The organism is Leifsonia sp. AG29 (genome assembly GCF_009765225.1).
Lineage (GTDB): Bacteria > Actinomycetota > Actinomycetes > Actinomycetales > Microbacteriaceae > Leifsonia.
Genome location: NZ_VMSF01000001.1, coordinates 2,814,449 through 2,834,856 on the forward strand (window position 1 = coordinate 2,814,449; position 20,408 = coordinate 2,834,856).

At 72.1% G+C, this 20,408-nt stretch carries 19 protein-coding genes; 6 read left to right on the forward strand and 13 right to left on the reverse strand.

From position 1 onward, the window contains the following. Positions 1-24: 24 nt before the first annotated feature. On the forward strand, positions 25-927 hold the full coding sequence (locus FPT20_RS13660) for a glycosyltransferase (protein WP_199245798.1): 903 nt from the start codon (positions 25-27) through the stop codon (positions 925-927). Beyond that, positions 924-1,577, forward strand: coding sequence for a polysaccharide deacetylase family protein (locus FPT20_RS13665; protein ID WP_199245800.1), 654 nt, complete (start codon positions 924-926; stop codon positions 1,575-1,577). Before FPT20_RS13660 ends, FPT20_RS13665 begins: the two co-directional genes overlap by 4 nt. On the opposite strand, the gene FPT20_RS13670 is transcribed toward FPT20_RS13665, so the two are convergent. Then, on the reverse strand, positions 1,561-2,256 hold the full coding sequence (locus FPT20_RS13670) for a hypothetical protein (RefSeq protein WP_199245802.1): 696 nt from the start codon (positions 2,254-2,256) through the stop codon (positions 1,561-1,563). The genes FPT20_RS13665 and FPT20_RS13670 overlap by 17 nt on opposite strands. 79 nt (positions 2,257-2,335) lie before the next feature. On the opposite strand from FPT20_RS13670, the gene FPT20_RS13675 reads away from it, so the two are divergent. The 4 genes from FPT20_RS13675 to FPT20_RS13690 are packed head-to-tail and all read left to right on the forward strand — an operon-like array spanning position 2,336 to position 6,681. Continuing rightward, positions 2,336-3,247: a hypothetical protein gene (locus tag FPT20_RS13675; RefSeq protein WP_158866141.1), complete on the forward strand. Its 912-nt coding sequence runs from the start codon at positions 2,336-2,338 to the stop codon at positions 3,245-3,247. After that, the gene (locus FPT20_RS13680; protein WP_158866143.1) at positions 3,244-4,557 is read left to right on the forward strand and encodes an O-antigen ligase family protein; all 1,314 of its coding nucleotides are present in this window, start codon (positions 3,244-3,246) and stop codon (positions 4,555-4,557) included. Before FPT20_RS13675 ends, FPT20_RS13680 begins: the two co-directional genes overlap by 4 nt. Positions 4,558-4,562: 5 nt before the next feature. Next, positions 4,563-5,462: a glycosyltransferase family 2 protein gene (locus FPT20_RS13685; RefSeq protein ID WP_158866145.1), complete on the forward strand. Its 900-nt coding sequence runs from the start codon at positions 4,563-4,565 to the stop codon at positions 5,460-5,462. Positions 5,463-5,490: 28 nt separating this feature from the next. Beyond that, the gene (locus tag FPT20_RS13690; RefSeq protein ID WP_233265529.1) at positions 5,491-6,681 is read left to right on the forward strand and encodes a glycosyltransferase family 4 protein; all 1,191 of its coding nucleotides are present in this window, start codon (positions 5,491-5,493) and stop codon (positions 6,679-6,681) included. Here the strand turns inward: FPT20_RS13690 and FPT20_RS13695 are convergent. The 12 genes from FPT20_RS13695 to FPT20_RS13750 form a co-directional block, all read right to left on the reverse strand. After that, positions 6,651-8,399: a hypothetical protein gene (locus tag FPT20_RS13695; protein ID WP_158866149.1), complete on the reverse strand. Its 1,749-nt coding sequence runs from the start codon at positions 8,397-8,399 to the stop codon at positions 6,651-6,653. The two genes, FPT20_RS13690 and FPT20_RS13695, sit on opposite strands and share 31 nt — an antisense overlap. A 4-nt stretch (positions 8,400-8,403) precedes the next feature. Next, entirely contained in the window at positions 8,404-8,658 is a 255-nt protein-coding gene (locus FPT20_RS13700; protein ID WP_158866151.1) for an acyl carrier protein, read from the reverse strand. A 32-nt stretch (positions 8,659-8,690) separates the two neighbouring features. Beyond that, positions 8,691-9,917, reverse strand: a complete 1,227-nt coding sequence (locus FPT20_RS13705; RefSeq protein WP_158866153.1) for a pyridoxal-dependent decarboxylase, exosortase A system-associated — start codon at positions 9,915-9,917, stop codon at positions 8,691-8,693. Continuing rightward, positions 9,914-11,482, reverse strand: a complete 1,569-nt coding sequence (locus FPT20_RS13710) for an acyl-CoA ligase (AMP-forming), exosortase A system-associated (RefSeq protein WP_158866155.1) — start codon at positions 11,480-11,482, stop codon at positions 9,914-9,916. Before FPT20_RS13710 ends, FPT20_RS13705 begins: the two co-directional genes overlap by 4 nt. Next, positions 11,479-12,828, reverse strand: a complete 1,350-nt coding sequence (locus FPT20_RS13715) for a glycosyltransferase family 4 protein (protein ID WP_158866157.1) — start codon at positions 12,826-12,828, stop codon at positions 11,479-11,481. The genes FPT20_RS13710 and FPT20_RS13715 overlap by 4 nt, the downstream gene beginning before the upstream one ends. Further along, positions 12,825-14,087 (reverse strand): rhamnosyltransferase WsaF family glycosyltransferase, encoded by a 1,263-nt coding sequence (locus tag FPT20_RS13720; protein WP_158866159.1) that lies wholly within the window; start codon positions 14,085-14,087, stop codon positions 12,825-12,827. The genes FPT20_RS13715 and FPT20_RS13720 overlap by 4 nt, the downstream gene beginning before the upstream one ends. A gap of 15 nt (positions 14,088-14,102) precedes the next feature. Beyond that, positions 14,103-15,296: a glycosyltransferase family 2 protein gene (locus FPT20_RS13725; protein ID WP_158866161.1), complete on the reverse strand. Its 1,194-nt coding sequence runs from the start codon at positions 15,294-15,296 to the stop codon at positions 14,103-14,105. Further along, positions 15,293-16,735: an oligosaccharide flippase family protein gene (locus tag FPT20_RS13730; RefSeq protein ID WP_158866163.1), complete on the reverse strand. Its 1,443-nt coding sequence runs from the start codon at positions 16,733-16,735 to the stop codon at positions 15,293-15,295. The genes FPT20_RS13725 and FPT20_RS13730 overlap by 4 nt, the downstream gene beginning before the upstream one ends. A 14-nt stretch (positions 16,736-16,749) precedes the next feature. After that, on the reverse strand, positions 16,750-17,802 hold the full coding sequence (locus FPT20_RS13735; RefSeq protein ID WP_158866165.1) for a glycosyltransferase family 2 protein: 1,053 nt from the start codon (positions 17,800-17,802) through the stop codon (positions 16,750-16,752). Between the two features lie 150 nt (positions 17,803-17,952). After that, a complete protein-coding gene (locus FPT20_RS13740; RefSeq protein WP_158866167.1) occupies positions 17,953-18,963 on the reverse strand; it encodes a hypothetical protein in 1,011 nt (336 codons plus the stop codon). Between the two features lie 94 nt (positions 18,964-19,057). After that, positions 19,058-19,750, reverse strand: a complete 693-nt coding sequence (locus FPT20_RS13745) for a hypothetical protein (protein ID WP_158866169.1) — start codon at positions 19,748-19,750, stop codon at positions 19,058-19,060. Continuing rightward, a complete protein-coding gene (locus FPT20_RS13750) occupies positions 19,747-20,391 on the reverse strand; it encodes an acyltransferase (protein WP_158866171.1) in 645 nt (214 codons plus the stop codon). The genes FPT20_RS13745 and FPT20_RS13750 overlap by 4 nt, the downstream gene beginning before the upstream one ends. Positions 20,392-20,408: the final 17 nt, after the last annotated feature.

Below are 20,408 nucleotides of genomic sequence, written 5' to 3' on the forward strand. Positions count from 1 at the left end.
TGCGCAGGCCGTCAACATCGTCGCGTGGACAGCGTAAGGGGGTCGCCCGTGCCGAGCGTCGTGATCGCCGCGCACAACGAGGAGAACCTCATCGGCGCGACGCTGCAATCCTTGGCCGGGCAGGACCTCCCGGGGGGCGTGGAGGTGGTGGTCAGCGCCAACGGCTGCACCGATCGCACCGCCGAGGTCGCGCGGGCCGCCGGCGTCGCCGTGGTCGATCGCCCCGAACCCGGCAAGCCGGGAGCACTCAACGCGGGCGACCGGGTCGCGACCTCGTTCCCGCGCGTATACCTCGACGCCGACATCGTGCTCCCGCAGCATGCCCTGCGCGCCTTCGTCGCACGACTCGCCGCCGAGCCGGCGCCGCTCGTCGTCATCCCCCGCCGCCGTCTCGTGACGACCGGCCGCCCGTGGCCGGTCCGCGCCTACTTCGCGATCAACGAGCGCCTCCCCGTGTTCCGGACGGGCCTGTTCGGCCGCGGGGTCATCGTCCTCTCCGAGGAGGGCCGAAAGCGCTTCGGCGAGTTCCCGACCCTCGTTGCCGACGACCTCTTCCTCGACTCGCTGTTCACCGACGAGGAGCGCGCGGTCGTCCCCGACGTGGAGGTCTCCGTCGAGGCCCCGTACACCACCCGCGACCTCTTGCGCCGGCTCGAGCGCGTCCGCCGGGGCAATGCGCAGATGCGCGAAGCGGGCGAACGCAGCGGGCTCGGCCTCAGCGTGCGGCGGTCGCGCCGCTGGTCGTGGCTGACCGATGTCGTGGCCCGCGATCCGCGACTCATCCCGGCGGCGATCCCCTATGTCGTGATCACGCTCGCCGCCGCGGTGCGCGGGCGGCGCCGCGTTCCGGACCCGGCACGCAGCTGGGGACGCGACGAGAGCACCCGGGGCGGCACGCGCGCTCCGGACGGACGAGGAGTCACGTGACGATCAACATCTGCTTCCACGGCATCGGCTCGGGCGAAAACGAACGCGAACCGGGCGGCGAGAAGTACTGGATGCGGCGCGAGATCTTCTTCGGCGTGCTCGACGAGCTGCGGGAGCGTCCCGACGTGCGGATCAGCTTCGACGACGGCAACGCCTCCGACATCGAGATCGGCCTCCCTGCTCTGCTCGAGCGAGGGCTGCGGGCCACGTTCTTCCCGCTCGCCGGGAGGCTGGACGACGCCGGCAGCCTGAGCCCGGCCGATCTCCGCGCCTTGCGGGAGTCGGGCATGGCCATCGGCTCGCACGGCTGGGCGCACGTCCCGTGGCGCGGCCTGTCGCCGGACGACCGGCGACGCGAGCTCGTCGATGCGCGCGAGGCGATCGCCGAAGCCAGCGGCGGACCCGTCGATGAGGCCGCGCTCCCCCTTGGGAGGTACGACCGCCGGCTCCTCGCCCACCTGCGCGACGCCGGGTACCGCGCCGCGTACACGAGCGACCGGTACCCGGCCCGGCCCGGAGAGTGGCTGCAGCCGCGGCACAGCGTGACCGTGGCCGACACCGTCGCGTCCGTGCGCCGGGTCGTCGAGCACCGGACCGGGCCGGCCGACCTCCGTCACCGCGCCTCGAGCATGTTCAAACGCCTTCGGTGACCGGTTCGCGGCTCCGCCGGGAGGCGGGCCTCGCGAAGACGGCCTCTCGGCGCCGCCTGCTGATCCCTTCCACGGCGATGACGGCACCGGCGGTCACGCCGAGGCCGAGCACGAGGGCCATTCCGAGGGCGCGAGGCCTGCTCCCCCCGACGTGATAGATCACGGTCGAGCGGGGAGCCGTGGTCACGGTGATGTCGTTGATCGGCGCCACGTGCTTCTCGCGCTGGATGGCGTCGAGCTCCTTCTTCACCCGCTCGATCAGGTCGGTCTGACGCCGCTCCACCGTGGCGCGGTCCGGGGCGACGATGTCGAGGTTGAGGATCTGGCTCTCGAAGTTCGTCCCCCACTGACCGCCCGTGTCGGGGACCACCAGGGACCAGCCGTCGCGGATGCCGATGCCGATCAGGGTCACATCCGGGGACGCGTACTTGGTCTGCTGCCCCGGCCCGGTGATCCGCTTCGCCACGACGCCGGCGGTGTCGATGATGTCCTCGGACTGGGTCGCCAGGGTGTTCGGGTAGTAGGTGCTGCTCGGGGCGAGGAAGACGAGCTGCGTGCGCGTGTAGTAGACGCCCTTGTCGCTGATCGCGAGATAGCCGGCGAGGACCGTGCAGAGCAGCCCGACGAGCACGATGGGCCAGCGTCGGAGGCACGCTCGAAAAAAATCCCACAGAGTCATGAGTCTCCCTCGATTAGACTAACCCGTACTCGCTTCCCGGTCGCCAGTGGTGACGGGCCCACCTCTGAGGGGGTACATCGTGACACGCGACGTGATCCGCGCGCTGGGGCGCCGCTGGTACGTCATCGTCGTCGGCCTCCTCGTCACGGTCGGGCTCGCGTGGGGCGCGTATCGCATCACGCCGCCCACGTACACCAGCAGCGCGCTCATCCTGCTCCTTCCTTCCGAGACCACCGTCGGACCGGGCGGGAATCCCTTCCTCGCCCTCTCGAACCTGGATCAGCCGGCGGGAATCCTCGTGGCCTACTTCTCGGGCACCACAGCACAGGCCCAGGTGAAGGAGCATTCGCCCACGGCGCAGTACACCGTCGCCATCAACAGCTCCACGCGCGGCCCCATCATCGAGGTCGACGTCACCGACAAGACGTCCGAGGGCGCGCTCAGCGCTCTCGACTACATCACCGGCCAGATCCCGGCCGAGCTGAGCAGCCTCCAGAAGCAGGTCGACGCGCCGGCGAACGCCGTCATCACCTCGATGCCGCTCACCGTCGACCAGAAGGCGAAGGCGGACTACTCGGGAACCATCCGCATGGTCATCACCGCGGTGGTCGTCGGTCTGCTCGCGACCGGGCTCATCGCGTTCGCCCTGGACGGCCTGCTCCTCAGCAGACGCGCGAGGCGGCAGGCCCGCGCAGCGCGCGAGGCACCCGGGACGGGGACGCCGGGACCCGCCGAACCGAGGGGCAGGCGGCAGCCGCGCTCCGCGCGCAGGCGCGCCGAGAAGCCGGTGCCTGCGCCAGAGGCCGCGGTCGAGACCGTCCCGCCTCCGGAGGGCAGTGCCGACGAGGCCAGCGCCAACGAATCCCGCGCCGACGAGGCCAGCGCCGACGAATCCAGCGCCGACGAATCCAGCGCCGACGAACCCAGCACCGACGAATCCGCCGCCGGCGAGGTCGCGGTCGTGGCCGCCGACGCCGGGCGGGAGACGTGACGACCAAGCTCGCGCTGCCGGATCAGCGGCTGGTGGCGAGCCAGGTCGATGCCGTCGGGTGGCTCACGGTCTACGTGGTCCTCCTCCTGTTCGTGCCGACGCGCCTGGTCTTCGGTCCGCTCGGCAGCGCCGGAGCACCGTCGATGCTCTTCGGCCTCGGGAGCCTGGTCGTGTGGTTCTGCCTCCGCCTCGGCGCCGGGCACTCCTCCTGGACGGACAGCCAGCCGATCCGGATCGCGCTCGGTGTCTTCCTGGTCTCCGTCGGCATCACTTACGTCCTGGCGATGTCGGCCCCGATGCCCCAGCCGGAGATCAGCCCGGCGGATGTGGCCCTGCTGGCGCTCGCGTCCTGGAGCGGGACCCTCCTCCTGACCCACGACAACGTCCCGGAGCGGAGCCGGCTCGAGACGCTGATCTGGCGCATCTGCGTCTGCGGGGCGATCATCGCCCTGCTCGGCATCTTCCAGGTCCTCACCCGGCAGGTCTGGGTCGACCGCATCTCGATCCCGGGGCTCACCGGCACGCCCGGGTACGGGCTCAACGCCCGCGGCGGCTTCCCCCGGCCGGCGGGAACGGCGACGCACCCGATCGAGTACGGAACGCTCGTCACGATGATCCTCCCGATCGCGCTGTACGTCGGGTTCAACCAGAAGAGCCGGCCGCTGCTCGTCCGCTGGCTTCCCGCCGCCGCGCTGGGCGCCGTCGTCCCGCTGACCTCCTCCCGGTCCGCCTACCTGGGCGCCGCCGTCGGGCTGATCGTGTGCCTGATCGGCTGGAGCCGGGCTCGCCGGCTGCGGGTGCTCGCAGTCGTCACCGTCGGCGTCGCGGCGATGAGCGTCGTGACGCCGAATCTCTTCAAGTCGATCATCGGGCTGTTCGCGGGGGCCTCGAACGACCCGAGCATCGCCTCCCGGACCGACAGCTACTCGCTCGCGGGGGAGTTCCTCGCGCGGAAGCCGCTGTTCGGGAGGGGGCTCGGCACGTTCCTCCCGATCTACCGCATCTTCGACAACGAGTACCTCCTCCTGCTCGTCACCGTCGGCGTGATCGGGACGGCGGCCTTCCTCGCGCTCGGCGTCACCGCCTTCGTGTCGATGATGCGGCTGCGCTCGCGGGTCCCCGACGAGGGGTCCCGCGACCTCGCCATGGCCCTCGCGGCCGCGATGGCGACCGGCTTCGTCTGCCTGTTCACCTTCGACGCCTTCGCCTTCCCGATGACGATGGGGCTGCTGTTCCTCATCCTCGGACTTGCCGGCGCGCTGAGACGCATCGAGAATGCGGGAGCGAGTTTTCCTCGTCTTGTAGGATGAGCGCCATGCGCGTGGACGTCGCCGCCGTGGTCGTGACCTACAACAGCGAGGACCATGTGGCCGAGCTGCTCGACAGCATCCCCGCCGCGGCCGGGGGGCTCACGTATTCGGTGGTCGTCGTGGACAACGGTTCCACCGACGGCACGCTGGAGCTGCTCGACCGGCGCACCGACTGCACCGTGGTGCGCTCGACCAACCGCGGCTACGCGGCGGGGATGAACACGGCCGTGGCGGCGTCGCCCGAGGCCGAGTCGATCCTGATCCTCAATCCCGACGCCAGCCTCGATCCGGACTGCATGCCGCGCATGCTCGAGGTCCTCCGGAAGCCGGGCGTCGGCATCGTTGCGCCACGGGTCCGGGAGGCGGACGGCAGCCTCTCGCCGACGCTCCGCCGCGGGCCGACGCTCGGGCGCGTGGGCGGCCTCAGCTTCACGGGCCTTCCGGCGTTCGCGGAGCGCATCGAGGACCCGCGCGAGTACGAGACCGAGCACGAGGTCGAGTGGGCGGTCGGCGCCATCCTCCTCGTCCGGGACGAGTGCTACCGCGAGCTCGGCGGACTCGACGAGTCCTACTTCCTCTACTCGGAGGAGACGGACATGAGCCTCCGCGCGAAGGACGCCGGCTGGGCCACCGTGTACACGCCGGCGGCGGGGGCCATGCACATCGGCGGCGGCTCGGGCGAGAGCTCGACTACGCACACGATGAAGATCCTCAATCGCATCCGGCTCTACCGTCGCCGGCGCGGCCCGCTGCTCGCGTGGCTCTACTGGGCGCTGACGGTCCTCACCGAGCTCCGTCGGGCGCTCCTCGGTCACGACAAGTCCCGCCCGACGGTGCGGGCACTCATCCAGCCGTCGCGGCGGCCGCCGCAGCTCGGTGCCAACAGCACGCTGATCCCGCGCTGACGTGACGGCGTCGATGAGAGTCCTGCTCGTGGCCCCCACGTGCGACGGCGACGACGTGGGCGAGTCCTGGGTCGCCTACCAGTGGGCGAAGCTCCTGTCGGCGCGGTTCGAGCTCACACTGCTGACGACCTACAAGCGCGGGCACCGGCCGCCCTCGGAGCAGCTCCCCGGCGTCGAGGTCGTCGAGTGGGAGGAGCCTCCCGGCGTCGGCCGGTTCGAGCGGCTCAACAGCCTGATGCAGCCCGCCTACGCCCTCTTCCTGCTCCGGGCGCGCCGCTGGCTGAGGCGCCGGCTCGCGGAGGGCGTGCGTTTCGACGTCGCCCACCAGGTCGTCCCGGTCGCCATGCGCTACCCGTCGCCGGCGGTCGCCCTCGGCGTGCCCTTCGTCATCGGGCCGGTCGGAGGGAGTCTCGCCTCTCCGGCGGCGTTCGCCGACGAGGAGGGTGCCACGCCGTGGTACCAGCGCCTCCGGTCGCTCGACTCGTGGCGGATCCGGAGGGACCCCCTCCTCAGGCGCACCTACGAGAAAGCCGACTGCGTGATCGGCGTCGCGCCGTACGTCGAGGAGTTCCTCGCCGGGCTCCGGCTCCAGCGGTTCGAGACCATGAGCGAGACCGCCATCCACGAGGTCAAGCCGCCCGTCGACCGTTCGGGGAGGCAGGGGCCGGTCCGGCTCCTCCACGTCGGCCGGACCGTGCGGACGAAGGGGCTGCGGGACGCGATCCGGGCGCTCGACCGCGTGCGCGATCTCGACGTCGTGCTCGACGTCGTCGGCGACGGCAACGACCGCGCCGCGTGCGAGGCCCTCGTCGCCGAGCTGGGCCTGGAGGATCGGGTCACCTTCCACGGCGCTCTCCCCCGCGCGGCCGTCGACGCCTTCTACGAGCGCGCGGACGTCTTCGTGTTCCCCAGCTACCGCGAGCCGGGCGGCAACGTCAGCCTCGAGGCGATGGCGTACGGCCTCCCCCTGATCGTGTGCCGTCGCGGCGGCCCGGGCGCTAACGTCGACGACACGTGCGCGTTCCGCCTCGACGCCGCGTCGCCGGAGCAGCTGGCCGCCGACTGCGCGGCGGCCATCCGGCGATTGGTGGAGGACCCGGCCCTGCGGTCGCGCATGGGAGCGGCGGCCCGTGGGCACGCCGAACGGACCCACCTGTGGCAGTCGCGCCTCGAGCGGGTCAGCGCTCTCTACGGGGAGCTGGCCACGCGCGCCGGCTGAGTCGAAGCGACGACGAGGTTCGTCAGGAAGCCGACCGAGCTCGGTCGCGGGTCGATCTCGCCGGCGAGCATCCGGCCGACCCAGGCCTGGTCGAGGACGTCGAGCGAGCTGAGGGTCTCGCCCACCGCCGGGTCCTGCCGCCACCACTCGACGACCTTCTGCGCGAGGACGTCGCCTCCCGCGGGAGGACGGTTGCCGCGCCGGACCCGCTGCAGCGCCTTGCGCGCGAGACGGGTGCCGGTCCGTGCGGTCTGCGCGACCGGGTGGAGGAAGGACGGGTTCGCGTACGCGGACGGGCTGGGCCGCCCCTCCAGCGGGATGCTGCCCAGCTCCGGGTCGAGTTCCATCTGCAGCGCGGCGAGGAACCGCGAGTGCGCCTTGTCCTGCGGGCTCAGCGCCGTGCAGATCGCGAGGAAGTCGTGGTCCAGCATCGGGTTGACGACGACGCGCTGGTAGCCGACGGCCGTGTCGGTCGCGCCGGCCCAGCGCTGCATGCGGTCTCGGAGGTAGAGCGCATCCGTGGCGCGGAACCACTCGTCGCCGCCGCGCCGGAGGGAGGCGTACACCTCGCCGTTCGCCGCATCGCGCGCCCACTCGGCGAACTCGGTCGTGAGGAGGCCCGGCTCGACCGCCTCGTTGACGAACATCCGCCAGGCGGCCAGCTGCTCGGCGTCTTTCCGCGTGTACGGCCGATCGCGCACCCGGCCGACGTAGTAGAAGCCGCGCGCGACCTCGCCCCCGAGCCCGGAGATCCGCACGCCCTGCTCGAACCCGCGCTCGCCGACGCCGAGAGCCGCGAGCGCCACCGGATCGGACATGCCGTCCAACCGCAGCGCCGCCTCGCGGCACAGCTCCCACGCCTCCGCCGGGTCGATCCCGCCGAGGTCGGCGAGGCCGTGCACCCGGTGCTCGATGCCGTAGCGGGCGCTGATCCCGCTCGCGATCTCGACGTCTCCACTGCCGGGCACGCTCAGCGTCATCGCGCGCAGCCCGCGTCGCCGGGAAGCGGGGATCGCGCTCAGCAGCAGGCGGGAGTCGAGCCCGCCGGTCAGCTGGAGCACCGCCTCCGGGTGCTCGTCGAGGAGGGACGCGAGCGTCGTCCTGAGTACGGCGGCGGCTTCGGCGACCGCGTGGTCGAGCGGCCGCGGCTCGCCGGCCGCCTCCTCCGACGACGTGACCGTGACGCCGCCGGAGCCCAGCCGCGCCGTCGCCCCGGGCGCGAGCTTCCGCACGCCCTCGAAGAGCGTGCGCTGACCGAGCTGCCAGCCGAGCAGCGACTGCACGCCGACCGCGACCCGATCGAGCTCGGCGCCCCGGGCCCACCCGGCGAGCAGAGCCGACGTGGAGAGCACCGCGCGCCCCGCCGAGTGCGGCCGGCTGCGGAACAGCTGCCGGAAGCCCATCGAGTCCGCGACCATGACGACGCTGCCGTCGCGGACACCGGCCGCCGCGAAGGGAGGAAGCAGACGCGTGAGCGCGTCGGTGTCGGTTCCCAGGAGGGCGGCGACCTCGGACTCGTCGACCGCGCCTCCAGCCCGCCGCGAGACGCGGGACAGGACCAGCGTCCGCGGGTCGGACGTCGGCGTGAGACCCCAGTGCGCCAGTCGGACGGCGCCGGCGGCGACATCGGACGCGTCGCTCCCGATGGCTGCCGTCACGGCCGCCGGGAGCGGACCCTCCTCGTACGCGAGGATTCCGGGGAGCGCGGCCGCCGGCATGATGCTAGGCCGCCAGCTTGGCGTCGACGAAGTCGGTCAGCGAGCCGACGGTCTCGAAGAGGTCGGCCCCGAACTCGTCGTCGTCGATGACGATGTCGAAGCGGTCCTCGATGGCCGCGACGAGCTGCACGACACCGAAGGAGTCGAGTTCGGGGAGCGCCCCGAAGAGGGCCGTGTCGCGAGTGAGGTCGCCGGGGCTCTGCGACAGCTCGAGCGTGTCGATGAGGACCTCGCGGACGGTGTCGACGGTTTCGGTCATGGGCTGGTTCTCCATTCGGTGCGGGTCGGGTGTCAGACGAGGACTTCGGCGGGTGCCGGGTGGCCGAGGAAGGCGGTCGGGCTGGCGGTCAGGCCGTAGGCGCCCTGCTGGAAGATGACGACGAGGTCGTCGATCCCGGCCGCCGGGAGGGCGACGTCGTCGCCCAGGAGGTCGAGAGGCGTGCACAGGCAGCCGACGACGGTGGCGTTCTCGCCCTCCGGGCGGTCGACGCGGTTGCCGACGACGAGCGGGTAGTTGCGGCGGATGGCCTGCCCGAAGTTGCCGGACGCCGCCAGCTGGTGGTGCATGCCGCCGTCGACCACGAGGTACGTCTTCCCCCGCGACACCTTCCGGTCGAGGACGCGGGTCACGTAGACGCCGCACTCGCCGACGAGGAATCTCCCGAGTTCGATCACGGGAACCGCCTCGGGCAGTCGCTCCGCGATCGGGCCGTCGACCAGCTCGTGGAGGTTCGCCGCCACGGAATCGAGGTCCAGCGGCCTGTCCTTCTCCGTGTAGGGGATGCCGAACCCGCCGCCGAGGTTCAGATAGCGCAGCGGCGCCGGGAGGTGCTCGCTCAGAGCGGTGACGAGATCGACGGTGCGGCGCTGCGCCTCCCCGATGATCGCCGCGTCGAGGTTCTGCGAGCCGGCGAAGACGTGGAATCCGAGGATGTCCAGTCCGGCGGAGGCGTACTCGCCGAGCACCTGGGGGATGCGCTCCGAGTCGATGCCGAACTGCTGCGGCCCTCCCCCCATGCGCATGCCGGAGCCCTTGACCGCGAAGTCGGGGTTCACGCGGACGGCGATGCTCGGTGTGAGGCCCAGCTCCTCCCCCGCCGCGATGACCCTCTCGATCTCGGTCGGCGACTCCACCTCGACGATGATGCCCGCCGCGACGGCCTGGCGGATCTCGGCGGGCGCCTTGCCGGGCCCCGCGAAGCTGACCCGGTCCGGCCGGATGCCGGTGTCGAGCGCTGCGCGGAGTTCGAGCCCGGAAGCGACGTCGATGCGATCGACCGCGGCGGCGACGTGCTGGACGATGGCCGGCATGGGGTTCGCCTTCATGGCGTAGCTCAGCTCCACCCGATCGGGGAGGGCGTCGCGGAGGCGCGCGATGCGCTGGTCGAGGAGCCCCCGGTCGTACGCGAAGAACGGCGTCGAGCCGACGCGGGCGGCGAGGCGCGACAGCGGCATGCCCCCGACGCGCAGCTCGCCGTCGATGGTCCCGAACGCTTCGACGTGCTCGGCGGGCCTCATGCGGACACCTGCGCTTTCATCAGGACTCGGTCGAACTTGCCGTTCGGCGAGCGCGGCAGCTCGTCGCGCAGTTCGACGGCGGAGGGCACCATGTAGTGCGGGAGGGACTGACGGAGCGCCCCGAGCAGGGTGGCGACCTCGAGCTCGGCGGCGATCGCGGCGACGACGAGCACGATGCGGTGCCCGATCCCCGGCTCGTCGACCCCGAGCGCGACCGCGTCGCGGACGAGACCGGTGGCGTAGGCCGCCTCCTCGATCTCGGACGGGCTCACCCGGTAGCCGGAGGTCTTGATCATGTCGTCGGTGCGCCCGACGAAGTAGAGGTACCCCTCCTCGTCGGCGACCACGGTGTCTCCCGACCACACCGCAAACTCCGGGGCGCGCCAGGGCTGGTCCGGACGGTGCACGGGCCGGTACCGCTCCGCTGTGCGCTCGGGGTCGTTCCAGTAGCCGAGCGCGACGAGAGGACCGCGGTGGACGAGCTCGCCCTCCTCGCCGGGTGCGCAGCGGGAGCCGTCGGGGCGCAGCACGAGCACCTCGGCGTCGGGGATCGCCTTGCCGATCGAGTCGGGGCGGCGGTCGACCTCGCGGGGGTCCAGGAAGGTGGAGCGGAACGCCTCCGTCAGCCCGTACATGAGATAGGGGTCGGCCTCGGTGAAGATCGAGCGGAGCTTGTCGAGGAGGGTCCGAGGCATCCGGCCGCCGGTGTTCGCCCAGTAGCGGATGCGTCTCGCCGTCTCCTCCGGCCACGGCACCTCGGCGATCTGCAGCCACAGCGGGGGCACGCCGGTGATCCCGGTGACCGCGTGCGCCTCGCAGAGCCGGGGCACGTCCCTCGGGAGGAGGTAGTTCATGAGGACGCAGTGGGCGCCGACCGCGAACGCCGTCGTGACCTGGCTGAGTCCGGCGTCGAAGCTCAGCGGCAGGACGCTGAGGATGACGTCGTCGGCGGTGTTCTTCAGATAGGTGCTGACGCTCTCGGCGCCGACGATGAGGTTCCGGTGGCTGAGCACGACGCCCTTGGGCTTGCCGCTGCTCCCCGAGGTGTACAGGATCGCGGCGGGGTCGAGGTCGATCGCCGTCGTGGCCGGGGCGGGCGCGTCCGGCCGCGTCTCGGCCCAGGCGTGGACCGTGAGGCCGTGAGCCGTGCCGGGATCGCCGCCTGCGCTCGCGGAGCCCACGACGACGACATCGGTGACCTCCGTGGCGGCCAGCTCGGCCGCCAGCTGGCTGAGCCGGTCGCCCGACGTGATCAGCACCCGGGCTCCGCAGTCACGGAGGATGTGAGCAACCTGGGCGGGCTTCAGCACGTGGTTGATCGGCACGCAGATGGCGCCGGCGACCGAGGAGGCGAAGAGCGCGACGACCGTCTCGACCCGCTTCTCGAGGTACACGGCGACGCGGTCCTCGGCTGCGACACCCGCCTCCCCCAGCTGAGCGCCGACGGTGCGCGCCGCATCCCACAGCTCCCCGTAGGGGACGGTGCGGTCCCTGTAGGTGATCGCGGGCCGGTCGGGCGCTGACTCGGCGGCCTGCGCCAGGAGGTCGTGCCAGCGTGTTCTCATGACCGTGCCCTCCTCTCGCGCACGAAGCGGGCGAACTCCTCGGCGTCGTCCAGGTCGACGTACCGGCGGCCCTGCTCATCCGTCTCGGACGCGACGCCGTCGTCGGGCACGGCCGGGCCGGGCCGGGAGAAGCCGGAGACCTCGTCGAACACGCCGACATACGCCTCCGCCTGCGGTCGCCAGTCGAGCTCGGAGACGACCCGCTCACGGCCCTGCGTTCCGAGCCGCACCCGCAGGCCGGGATCGTCGATCAGCCGCTCGATGGCGTCGGTGAAGGCGCCGATGTCCCCGGAGGGCACGTAGATCAGGCTGTCGCCTCCCGAGACCCGGGTCTCGACGAGATCGAACGAGACGGAGGGGAGGGCGTACGCCATGTACTCCATCGTCTTGTTCATGGTGGAGAGGTCGTTGAGCGGCGTCTTGAGGTCGGGGCACAGGCCGATGTCGGCGCGGCTCAGGTACTCGGCGATCGCGACGCGGTCGACGCGGCCGGTGAAGGTCACATACTCGTCGAGCCCGAGCCGCGTGCACTGGGCCTGGAGGTCGTGGAGGCAGTCGCCGAAGCCGAGCAGCGTCGCCTTCACGTCGGTCCGGCCCCGCTTGTGGACGAGCTCGTCCATGACGAGCAGCACCTGGTCGACGCCGTCCTGCGGGCCCATGATGCCGAGATAGGCGAGCACGATCTCGCCCGCCGGGCGGGGGTTCGCCGGGTAGATCGGGCGCATCCGCCGAGTGTCCGGGCCGCTTCTGACCACGGTGACGTGGCCCGGCCGCCGTCCGCCGCGGCGGACGGCGATCGCCTTATAGGACTCATTGGTGGACAGGACGCGTTCCGCCGTCCGGAAGGTGCGCCGCTCAAGCCACTTGAGGGCGAGGAACTCGAGCTTCTGAACGATCCTGCGCGGCCGACCGAAACGCGAGATGAACAGCTCCGGGTTGAGGTCGTGGTGATCGAAGACGAAGCGGACCCCGCGGGAGCGCCACAGCAGCGCCAGCAGCCAGTACGTGTCCGGCGGGTTGCACGCCTGGATGATGTCGAACCGGCGATGCCGCCACACCGCCAGTGACAGCAGCGCGGTTCGGATCCAGCTGGAGGCGAACTCCCACGCGAACCCGGCGAGGCCGACCGCCTCGGGCGCCGGGTGGTACTTGTAGATGTCCACGCCCTGCAGGTGCTGCCGGGCCGGGTCTCCCGGCCCCTTCGGGCAGATCACGCTGACCCGGTAGCCGCGGTTGACGAGCGCCTGGCACTCCAGCCAGACCCGCCGGTCGAGCGGTACCGGCAGGTTCTGCACGATGATCAGCACGTGCGGCGGCGCCGCCGGTCCGGCTGCGGACTCCGTCATTCCTGTCCCCCTCGGTCGACGAGTTCGGTGTGTGTCGACGCCAGGGTGCCGGTCCCGTAGACCTCGTCCTCGACGATCGCGACGAGCGCGCGGCAGGTCGGCTCCCACGAGCGCCCGACGACGGAGGCCGCCGCGGCGGCAGCGCGCTCGGACACATCCGGCGCGGAGACCGCCTCGCCGAGAGCACGCGCCAGCGCCGCTCCCGTGGGCTCTGCCCAGCGGACGTGCTCGTTGGGGAGCACCAGGTGGGCCAGCGCCATGTCGTTGACGACCGGGATGTTGCCCGCGGCGAGCATCTCCTCCGCGACCAGCGTGATGTTGGTGAACGACATCGCCAGGCCGGCGATGGTCCGCCCGTAGAGATCGTTGAGCTGCGCGGTCGTGAGCCGGCCGTGGAAGGTGACCGGGATGTCGAGCCCGCGCGGCCTCGCCCCGTACACGTGGATCTCCTGCTCCGGGTGGGCCCGGTGGAACTGCCGGAGGGCGACGCACGCCAGTTCGTACCCGCGTCGCGGGAAGTCCGGCCGGCAGTAGAACACGACGCCGCTCCGCGGGACCTCGGGCTGGGGCGGCCGGTACACCTGCGAGTCGCAGCCGAAGGGCACGACGTCGCTGCGGAGGCCGGTGTGCTCGGCGATCATCGCATCGAGCATCTCGCCGAGGGCGATCCGGCGGAACGGCAGCCGGTACGTCATGGCCGCGAACTCGTGCTCGGCGCCGTGGCCGTAGAAGTACGGCTCGTAGTCCTGCATGAAGTAGAGGCGCCGCATCGGGGCGCGGCCGTACGTCACGATGACGTGAGCCGACTCCCAGGAGGTGGCGACCACCGCGTCCACGTCGCGGATGCCCGCCCGGGCATCCCGGAACTCCGGGTGCACCCACGGCCAGTGCTGCGCCGCCGATTCGGTCAGGCGTTCGACGTCGACGCCGTGCTTGTCGTAGATGAAGACGACGCAGCGGTGGCCGCGCGCCTCGAGCGCTGCGATCATCCGGAAGAGCGTCGTGTGGCCCCCCGAGCCGGGCGCCGGCGGCGTCATCACCCAGCCGACGGCGGCGGGAGCGCCGGGCGCCAGATGCCGCGACGGGAGCGGGAGCGACTCGGGCAGCTCGGGGAGGATGTCATCGAGGTCCAGGTTGAAGCGGAGCTCGGCGGCACCGGTTGCGATGTAGGCGCGCTGAGCAAGCCGCTGCGCCACGCCCCGGACGCCCACGTCGCGGGCCCTCCGCGCCTTCGACGCGACCCCTCCGATCCAGCTCATCGCTCCGCCTCCCCCTCAGACACCAAAGACCATCCACCGCAGGTAGTACGACTCGTCCCGCACCCTCCGGCGCAGGCGGCGCGCGGTCGCTCCGACCCGCCCCACGCGGCCCGACTCGCGCTGCGCCCCGAGGCGGCGGACCGACCTCCAGGAGGCGCTCTCCGGCCAGGTGCTGCGAGCGAAGTCGACGAGCTGCTCCGACAGCGACGACTCCCGGCGCCGGTCCTGCGCCGCGGATGCGAATCGCAGGGCGTCGGCGGCCAGGGCGCGGCGCGCCAGCGCTTCGAGGCGCGCCGCGTCCGGAAGACGATCAGCCGTTGCGGCGAGCGCCCGGCGGAAAGCCTCGGACCGCGCCTCCAGGTCGACGAGCACCCCGGCTCCGTCCGTCTCGCTCATGCTGCTCGCGTGCTCGCGGTGCAGCGCCTGGTCGGCCCCGCGGATGTAGCCGATGTCGCTGACCGCCGCGATCCGCAGCGAGATCTCCATGTCGGGCGCGTACGGCACCGCCGGGTCCATGGGCCCGAGCTCGCGCAGCAGGGAGCTCCTCAGCACCATCTCCGGGTTCGTGATCGCGCTCACCCCGAGCCGGCAGCGCTCCTCCAGCCAGCGATGACCCGCCCACACGTCCCACCGGACCTCGGAGACCCGGCCCTCGGGAGGCTCGGGCGTCGAGAAGTGGTACGGGTGGCCGTACACGAGGCCCAGCTCGGGGTGCGCCTCGAACAGCGCGACGGCGCGGCCGAGGGCTCCGGGGGCGAGCAGGTCGTCGGCGTCGAGCTTGACGACGTACTCGCCGCTCGACGCCTCCCACCCGGCATTGAACGACCGGACGTGGCCCGAGTTCACCTCGTTGACGATGAGGCGGACCTCGGGATGCTCGGCGGTGATCCGCCGGGCGACCTCGCGGCTGTCGTCCGTGGACCGGTCGTCCACCACGATCACCTCGACATCGACGCCGGTCTGCTCGAGCGCGCTCCCGACCGCCTCCGGAAGGTACCGGCCGTAGTTGAAGCACGGGATGACCACGCTGACCGTCGCTGGCCCCTTCGGGACCACACGTCTCGCGGTTTCGGTCGACGCCCGGCTCGGGATGCCGCGCGCGAGGCGCGCGGCGGTCCGCAGCAGCCGGTCGTCCAGGAGGTGTTCCTCCTGATACCGCCGCCAGCGGCCGGCCGGGTGCGCGGCCGGTGCCGCCGTCCGGGTGCTCATGCGGGTTCTCCTTCCGGTTCGGCGGCGGGGAGGCGCTGCAGGTGCCGCCGCAGCCACGGGAGCACCAGCGCGGCGTAGACGCCGACCGCTGCGAGACCGCCCGCGAGGAGGGGCAGGAGGTCGCCCGGGATGAACTCCCGGGCGAGCAGCGCGACGGCCACGGCGGGCACGGTCGCCACCGTCGGCCACCACGCGGCCCGGAGCAGGCCCCCGAACCTCACGCCCGTCGGCCGCAGCGCCACGGCGTAGAGCGGCAGGATCACCACGAACGCGACGACGAGGTGGACCCAGGCGGCGCCGATGATGCCGTACATCCGCGTGGCGAAGATCATGCCCACGGTCAGCGCGACCAGCCACACGATCTGGATCCACAGCACCGGGCGCGATCGGCCGAGGGCGTAGAGGTAGCCCGCGAAGATGTCGAAGGCGACCCGGAGGCTCCCGTACAGGCCGAGAGCCGCGAGAACCGGTGCCGCGGGCAGCCACTTCGTGCCGTACACGACCGAGATCAGCGGCGCGCTGAGCGCTGCGAGGACAGCACCGACCGGCAGGGCGCCGGCCCACGCGATCGCGGTCAGCGTCGCGAGCTGGTCACCGCCTCCCGACCGGGCCCGCGAGAAGTACGGCAGCGAGATGGAGCGCACCACCTGGGACAGCGCGCTCATCGGCCAGCCCGAGATGTTGAACGCGAGCACGTAGTAGCCGAGGAGGGTCGCTCCGGTCACCCGCGCGAGGACCACGTTGTCGACGTTGAGGAGCGCCCAGGACAGCAGATTCGCCCCGGCGATCGGCAGGCCGAACGCGAGGACCCGGCCGACGACGGAACGGTCGATCGAGTACCTCGGCTTGACCCGCGCGAACGCGAACTGCATCGCCGACGAGACCAGTTGCGCTGCGACCCGGCCGATGGCCAGCCCGAGGACCCCGAAGCCGAGTCCGACGAGCGTCAGCGTCACGACGGTCGAGACCACGAAGTCGGCGACACCGACGAAGAACATCTCCCGCTGCTGGAACCGCCGCTGCAGGTAGCCGAACGGCACCACCGTGGCGCCGGAGAGCACGAGCGTGAACGCGAGCACAGCGATCGCCGGTCCTGCGGACGGACTGCCGAGCAGCGATGCGAGCGACGAGCTCGCGGCCATCGTGACAGCGGCCATCACGGTCCCGCTGGCGAGGCCGAGCGTGGCGACCGTCGGTGCGATCCGGTCGGGCTCGTCGGAGCGGATCAGGTCGGCCGAGAGGCCGAGGTCGGCCACGGTGATCAGGATGGACTGCACGGTCAGCGCGACGGCGTACACGCCGAACTGCTCCGGCGCCAGGATGCGCGCCAGCACGATGCCGACGACGAGGCCGCCGAGGCGGAGCACGATCGTGCTCACGCCGCTCCACGCCGCGCCGCGTGCCGCTCGGCGGCCGAGGGAGGGCTGGGCGTCGGCCATGTCGGTCCCGTGCGTCACAGTCCCACCGCCGTGTGGCGACGGGAGCGGATCTTCCAGCGGACGTCCTCGACGAGCCGGACGAACCGGGCCGAGTCGAAGCGGGCGCCGTCGCTGGAGGCGAGATCCGCCCAGCGCCAGGCCGCCGACCCGACCGACCGCGGGCTGGTCTCGCGGGCGAAATCACGCAGGGCCGAGAGGACGGCGGCCGGTGCGCCGTTCGACTCGAGGAGGGCGGACCGGAGGAGCGCCTCCCTCGCGACGGATCGGCGGGAGGCCTCGACCAGGGCGTGCGCGTCCCGGAGGCGTGCTCCCTCCCGGGTGAAGAACCGCTCGTAGACGTCGCGGACCTGCGCCATGTCGTCCGTCGCACCAGCGAAATCCGTTGAATGCATGTTTTCACCGTGATCGCGATAGCAGGCCTGGCGGGGGCCGCCGACGAAGCCGATGTCGGCGAACGAGGCCGCCTGCAACCACATGTACATGTCCGCGGCGTGCGGGAAGTCGGGGTCGTAGCCCCCGGTGCGCTCGTACACCGTGCGGCGCAGGACCACCTCGGGGTTCACGATCGAGTTGCGCCCGCGGCGGACGACACGGCGGAGCCAGTCCTCGCCGTTCCAGATCCGCCACCAGACCCGCCCGGAGCGCACGGCCGGCACCTCGTCGTGGAAGTACTCGACTCCGCCGTACACCAGGCCGACCCGGGGGTGCGCCTCCATGAGCGCCGTCGCCCGGGTGAGCGAATCGGGCGTGAGGGCGTCGTCGGCCGAGAGCAGGACGACGTAGTCCCCGGTCGCGCGCGCGAGCCCGTCGTTGTACGTGCGGATGTGGCGCAGGTTGACCTCGTGCTCGACGAGGGTGACGCGATCGTTCTCGGCGGCGATCCCGCGCGCGACCTCGAGGCTGCCGTCGGTCGACCTGTCGTCGACGATGATGACGTCGACGTCGACGCCCTGCTGGTCCAGCGCGGAGGCGACCGCCGTCGGCAGGTAGCGTCCGTAGTTGTAGTGGGGGATGACGACGGTGACCGAGGGTCGCCCGTCCAGCGCCCGCGGAGGCAGGATGCTCACGATCGCCGCCCCCTCATCTCGGACTGAGTCATTCTCACCTTTGAAGGGTGTCATAGCGTTTTGCGAACCGTAAACCCCCTCATCCGAGGGGGCGTCAGCCGGGCGCGAGCGCCGGGCGCTGCGCGGGAACGTGATCATGTCCGTCCCTCCTCAGCGCACGACCGACGGCGACCAGGCGTGCCGGAGGAACACCGCCGGGGGCGCCGACCCGTCCGCCTTGACGGAGTACACCGTGCTGTCCCCGGGCGCTGCCGGATCGGCGAGACCGTAGAGCAGCGTGCCGTCGTCCAGCCACTCGACCTGGTCGTCCACGCTGACGGAGGCCGGGATGGGCAGCTCGCGCTCGACGCCGGTCGCGAAGTCGAGCACAGCCAGCGTCCAGTGCTTGGTCGCGGTGGTCGAGATGTTCTTCTTGTAAGCGACGCGCGTGCCGTCGGGCGACAGGGAGGGGCACTCCGCGCCGTCCTTGATCGCCACGAGGGCGCGCGCCCGGAGATTCCCCCGGGCCAGCCAGAGGTGGCCGCCCGATGACACGGTCGCGAAGAAGGTGTTGTCGTCCGACGCGAACGTCACTCCCCAGATGATGCGGTCGGCGGTCACCTTCTGGCCGTCGACGAAGAGCGAGAAGCCCTCGAGGTTGCCGTAGTCGACCCCGTTCACCGCCGAGATGGTCGTCCTGGTGTCGAATCCCGCCGTTCCATAGGAGGAGCCGGTGACGAACGACGTCTGGGCGACGAGCGATGAGTCGGGCGAGATGCGGGTCCGGCTCGGGAAGCCGGGCAGCGGCCACGACTTGAGAGAGTCGCCCGCAGCGTCGTACAGGGTGGCGCCGAACGACGTCACGGCGCCCGCATCGGTGTGCAGGCACATCAGGTCCTCGTGCGTGGCGTACACGCGATCGCAGTGCACACCGAGGGAGGTCCGCACCGCCGAGGGGTCCGAGAGCGGCACGGAGGCCACCTCGCCGTAGTGCGCGCCCGGCGACGTGTCGCGGAAGATCAGCACCCTCCCTCCCGGGACCACCGGTCGGGGTGTCGACGCGGCGACCGCGGTCGCGCGCGATTGCAGCCCGGCGATGGCGACGCCCGCGTACGCGATCGCCGCACCCAGGGCGACCGCCGTCAGCACCCCCAGCGCCCAGGTCAGCCGTCGCCCGTTCACGGCGTCATTCTCCGCGGCGCCGGGAACCGGCCGCAACCACGCATGCCTTCTGCTCCCCGCCGCTGCGCGACGGGGGTCCACGAGTACCGCACGGTCAGCCCTGTGCCGTGAAGGCGGCGTACAGCGTGTAGGTCGTCCCGCTCTTGCCGGTGGAGGCGGTCAGCGTCACCGAGTCGCTCCCCCGGCTGAACAGGAGGGACGTCGCTCCGGAGAGCGCCGGCGCTGCCGTGTCGTACATGCCGTACTTCGCGAGCGCGGAGCGGTAGAAGGCTAGGACGTCGGTCACGCCCTGCGTCGACGTGGCGGTCAGCGTCACCTGGAGACGGTCGCCCTGGGCCGCGACCGAGCTCGTCTGGACCGCCGAGCCGGGCGCCTGCGGCAGCACCGCCGCCGGATACCCGGTGACCAGCTTGCCGACCGCCGAGGCGGATTTCGGCAGCGGGGGCGCGATCGGGTGCGGGAGGGCCGTCGACGGCGGAAGCGCCGGTGCCGTTGCCGGCCCCGCCGGGATGACCTCGGTGGTGTACCGCTTGGTGGCGGCCGGCGGGGTGGCCGGCGCGGAGCCGCCCTTCTGCTCGCCCGAGCCGCTCTGACCGCCCGGATCCGAGCCTCCCGCCTGCCCGGCCGCCGAGGACGGCGACGACGAGTGCGTGGGTCGGGAGGAGCCCGCAGCCACCTGTGCGGTCGATCCGACCGGCACCTGGGACAGAGCGAAGGCGCCGATCGCGATGACGGCTGCGGCCGAAAGCCCGGCGATGATCCAGGTGCGCTGCGAGGGCCGCTTCATGACCGTGCCCCCTCAGCCGCGAGGAGCCCGTCGACCTCCCGGTAGAGGCGCCCGGTGCGCGGGCAGCGCCACGCTCCGTCCCCCGCGGAGACCAGCGGGAGGCCGGCCTCGCCGACCCAGCCGATCCGGCGGGCCGGCACCCCGGCCACGAGGGCGTGGTCGGGGACGTCGCTGCGCACCACCGAGCCGGCGCCGACCAGCGCCCAGCGGCCGATGACGACCGGCGCGATGCAGACGGCGCGGGCGCCGATGGAGGCTCCGGTGCGGACGGTGACGCCCACCGCCTCCCAGTCGTCGGCCGACTTGAGGGAGCCGTCGGGGTTCACGGCCCTGGGGAACACGTCGTTCGTGAAGACGGCCGCGGGTCCGACGAACACGCCGTCCTCGAGGACGGCCGGCTCGTAGACGAGTGCGTAGTTCTGCAGCTTGCAGTTGTCGCCGATCCGGACGCCGGGGCCGACGTAGGCGCCGCGGCCGAGGATGCAGTCCGCTCCGACGACCGCCCCCTCCCGGACCTGGGCGAGGTGCCACACGCGGGTGCGGTCGCCCACCTCCGCTCTCGGATCGACGTCGGCCGTCGGCGCGATCGCCGGCGGCGCGGCCGGACCGGCCGCGCTCTCTGTGCTCGTGATGGTGGTCATCGGCGTCGCCCCCAGGT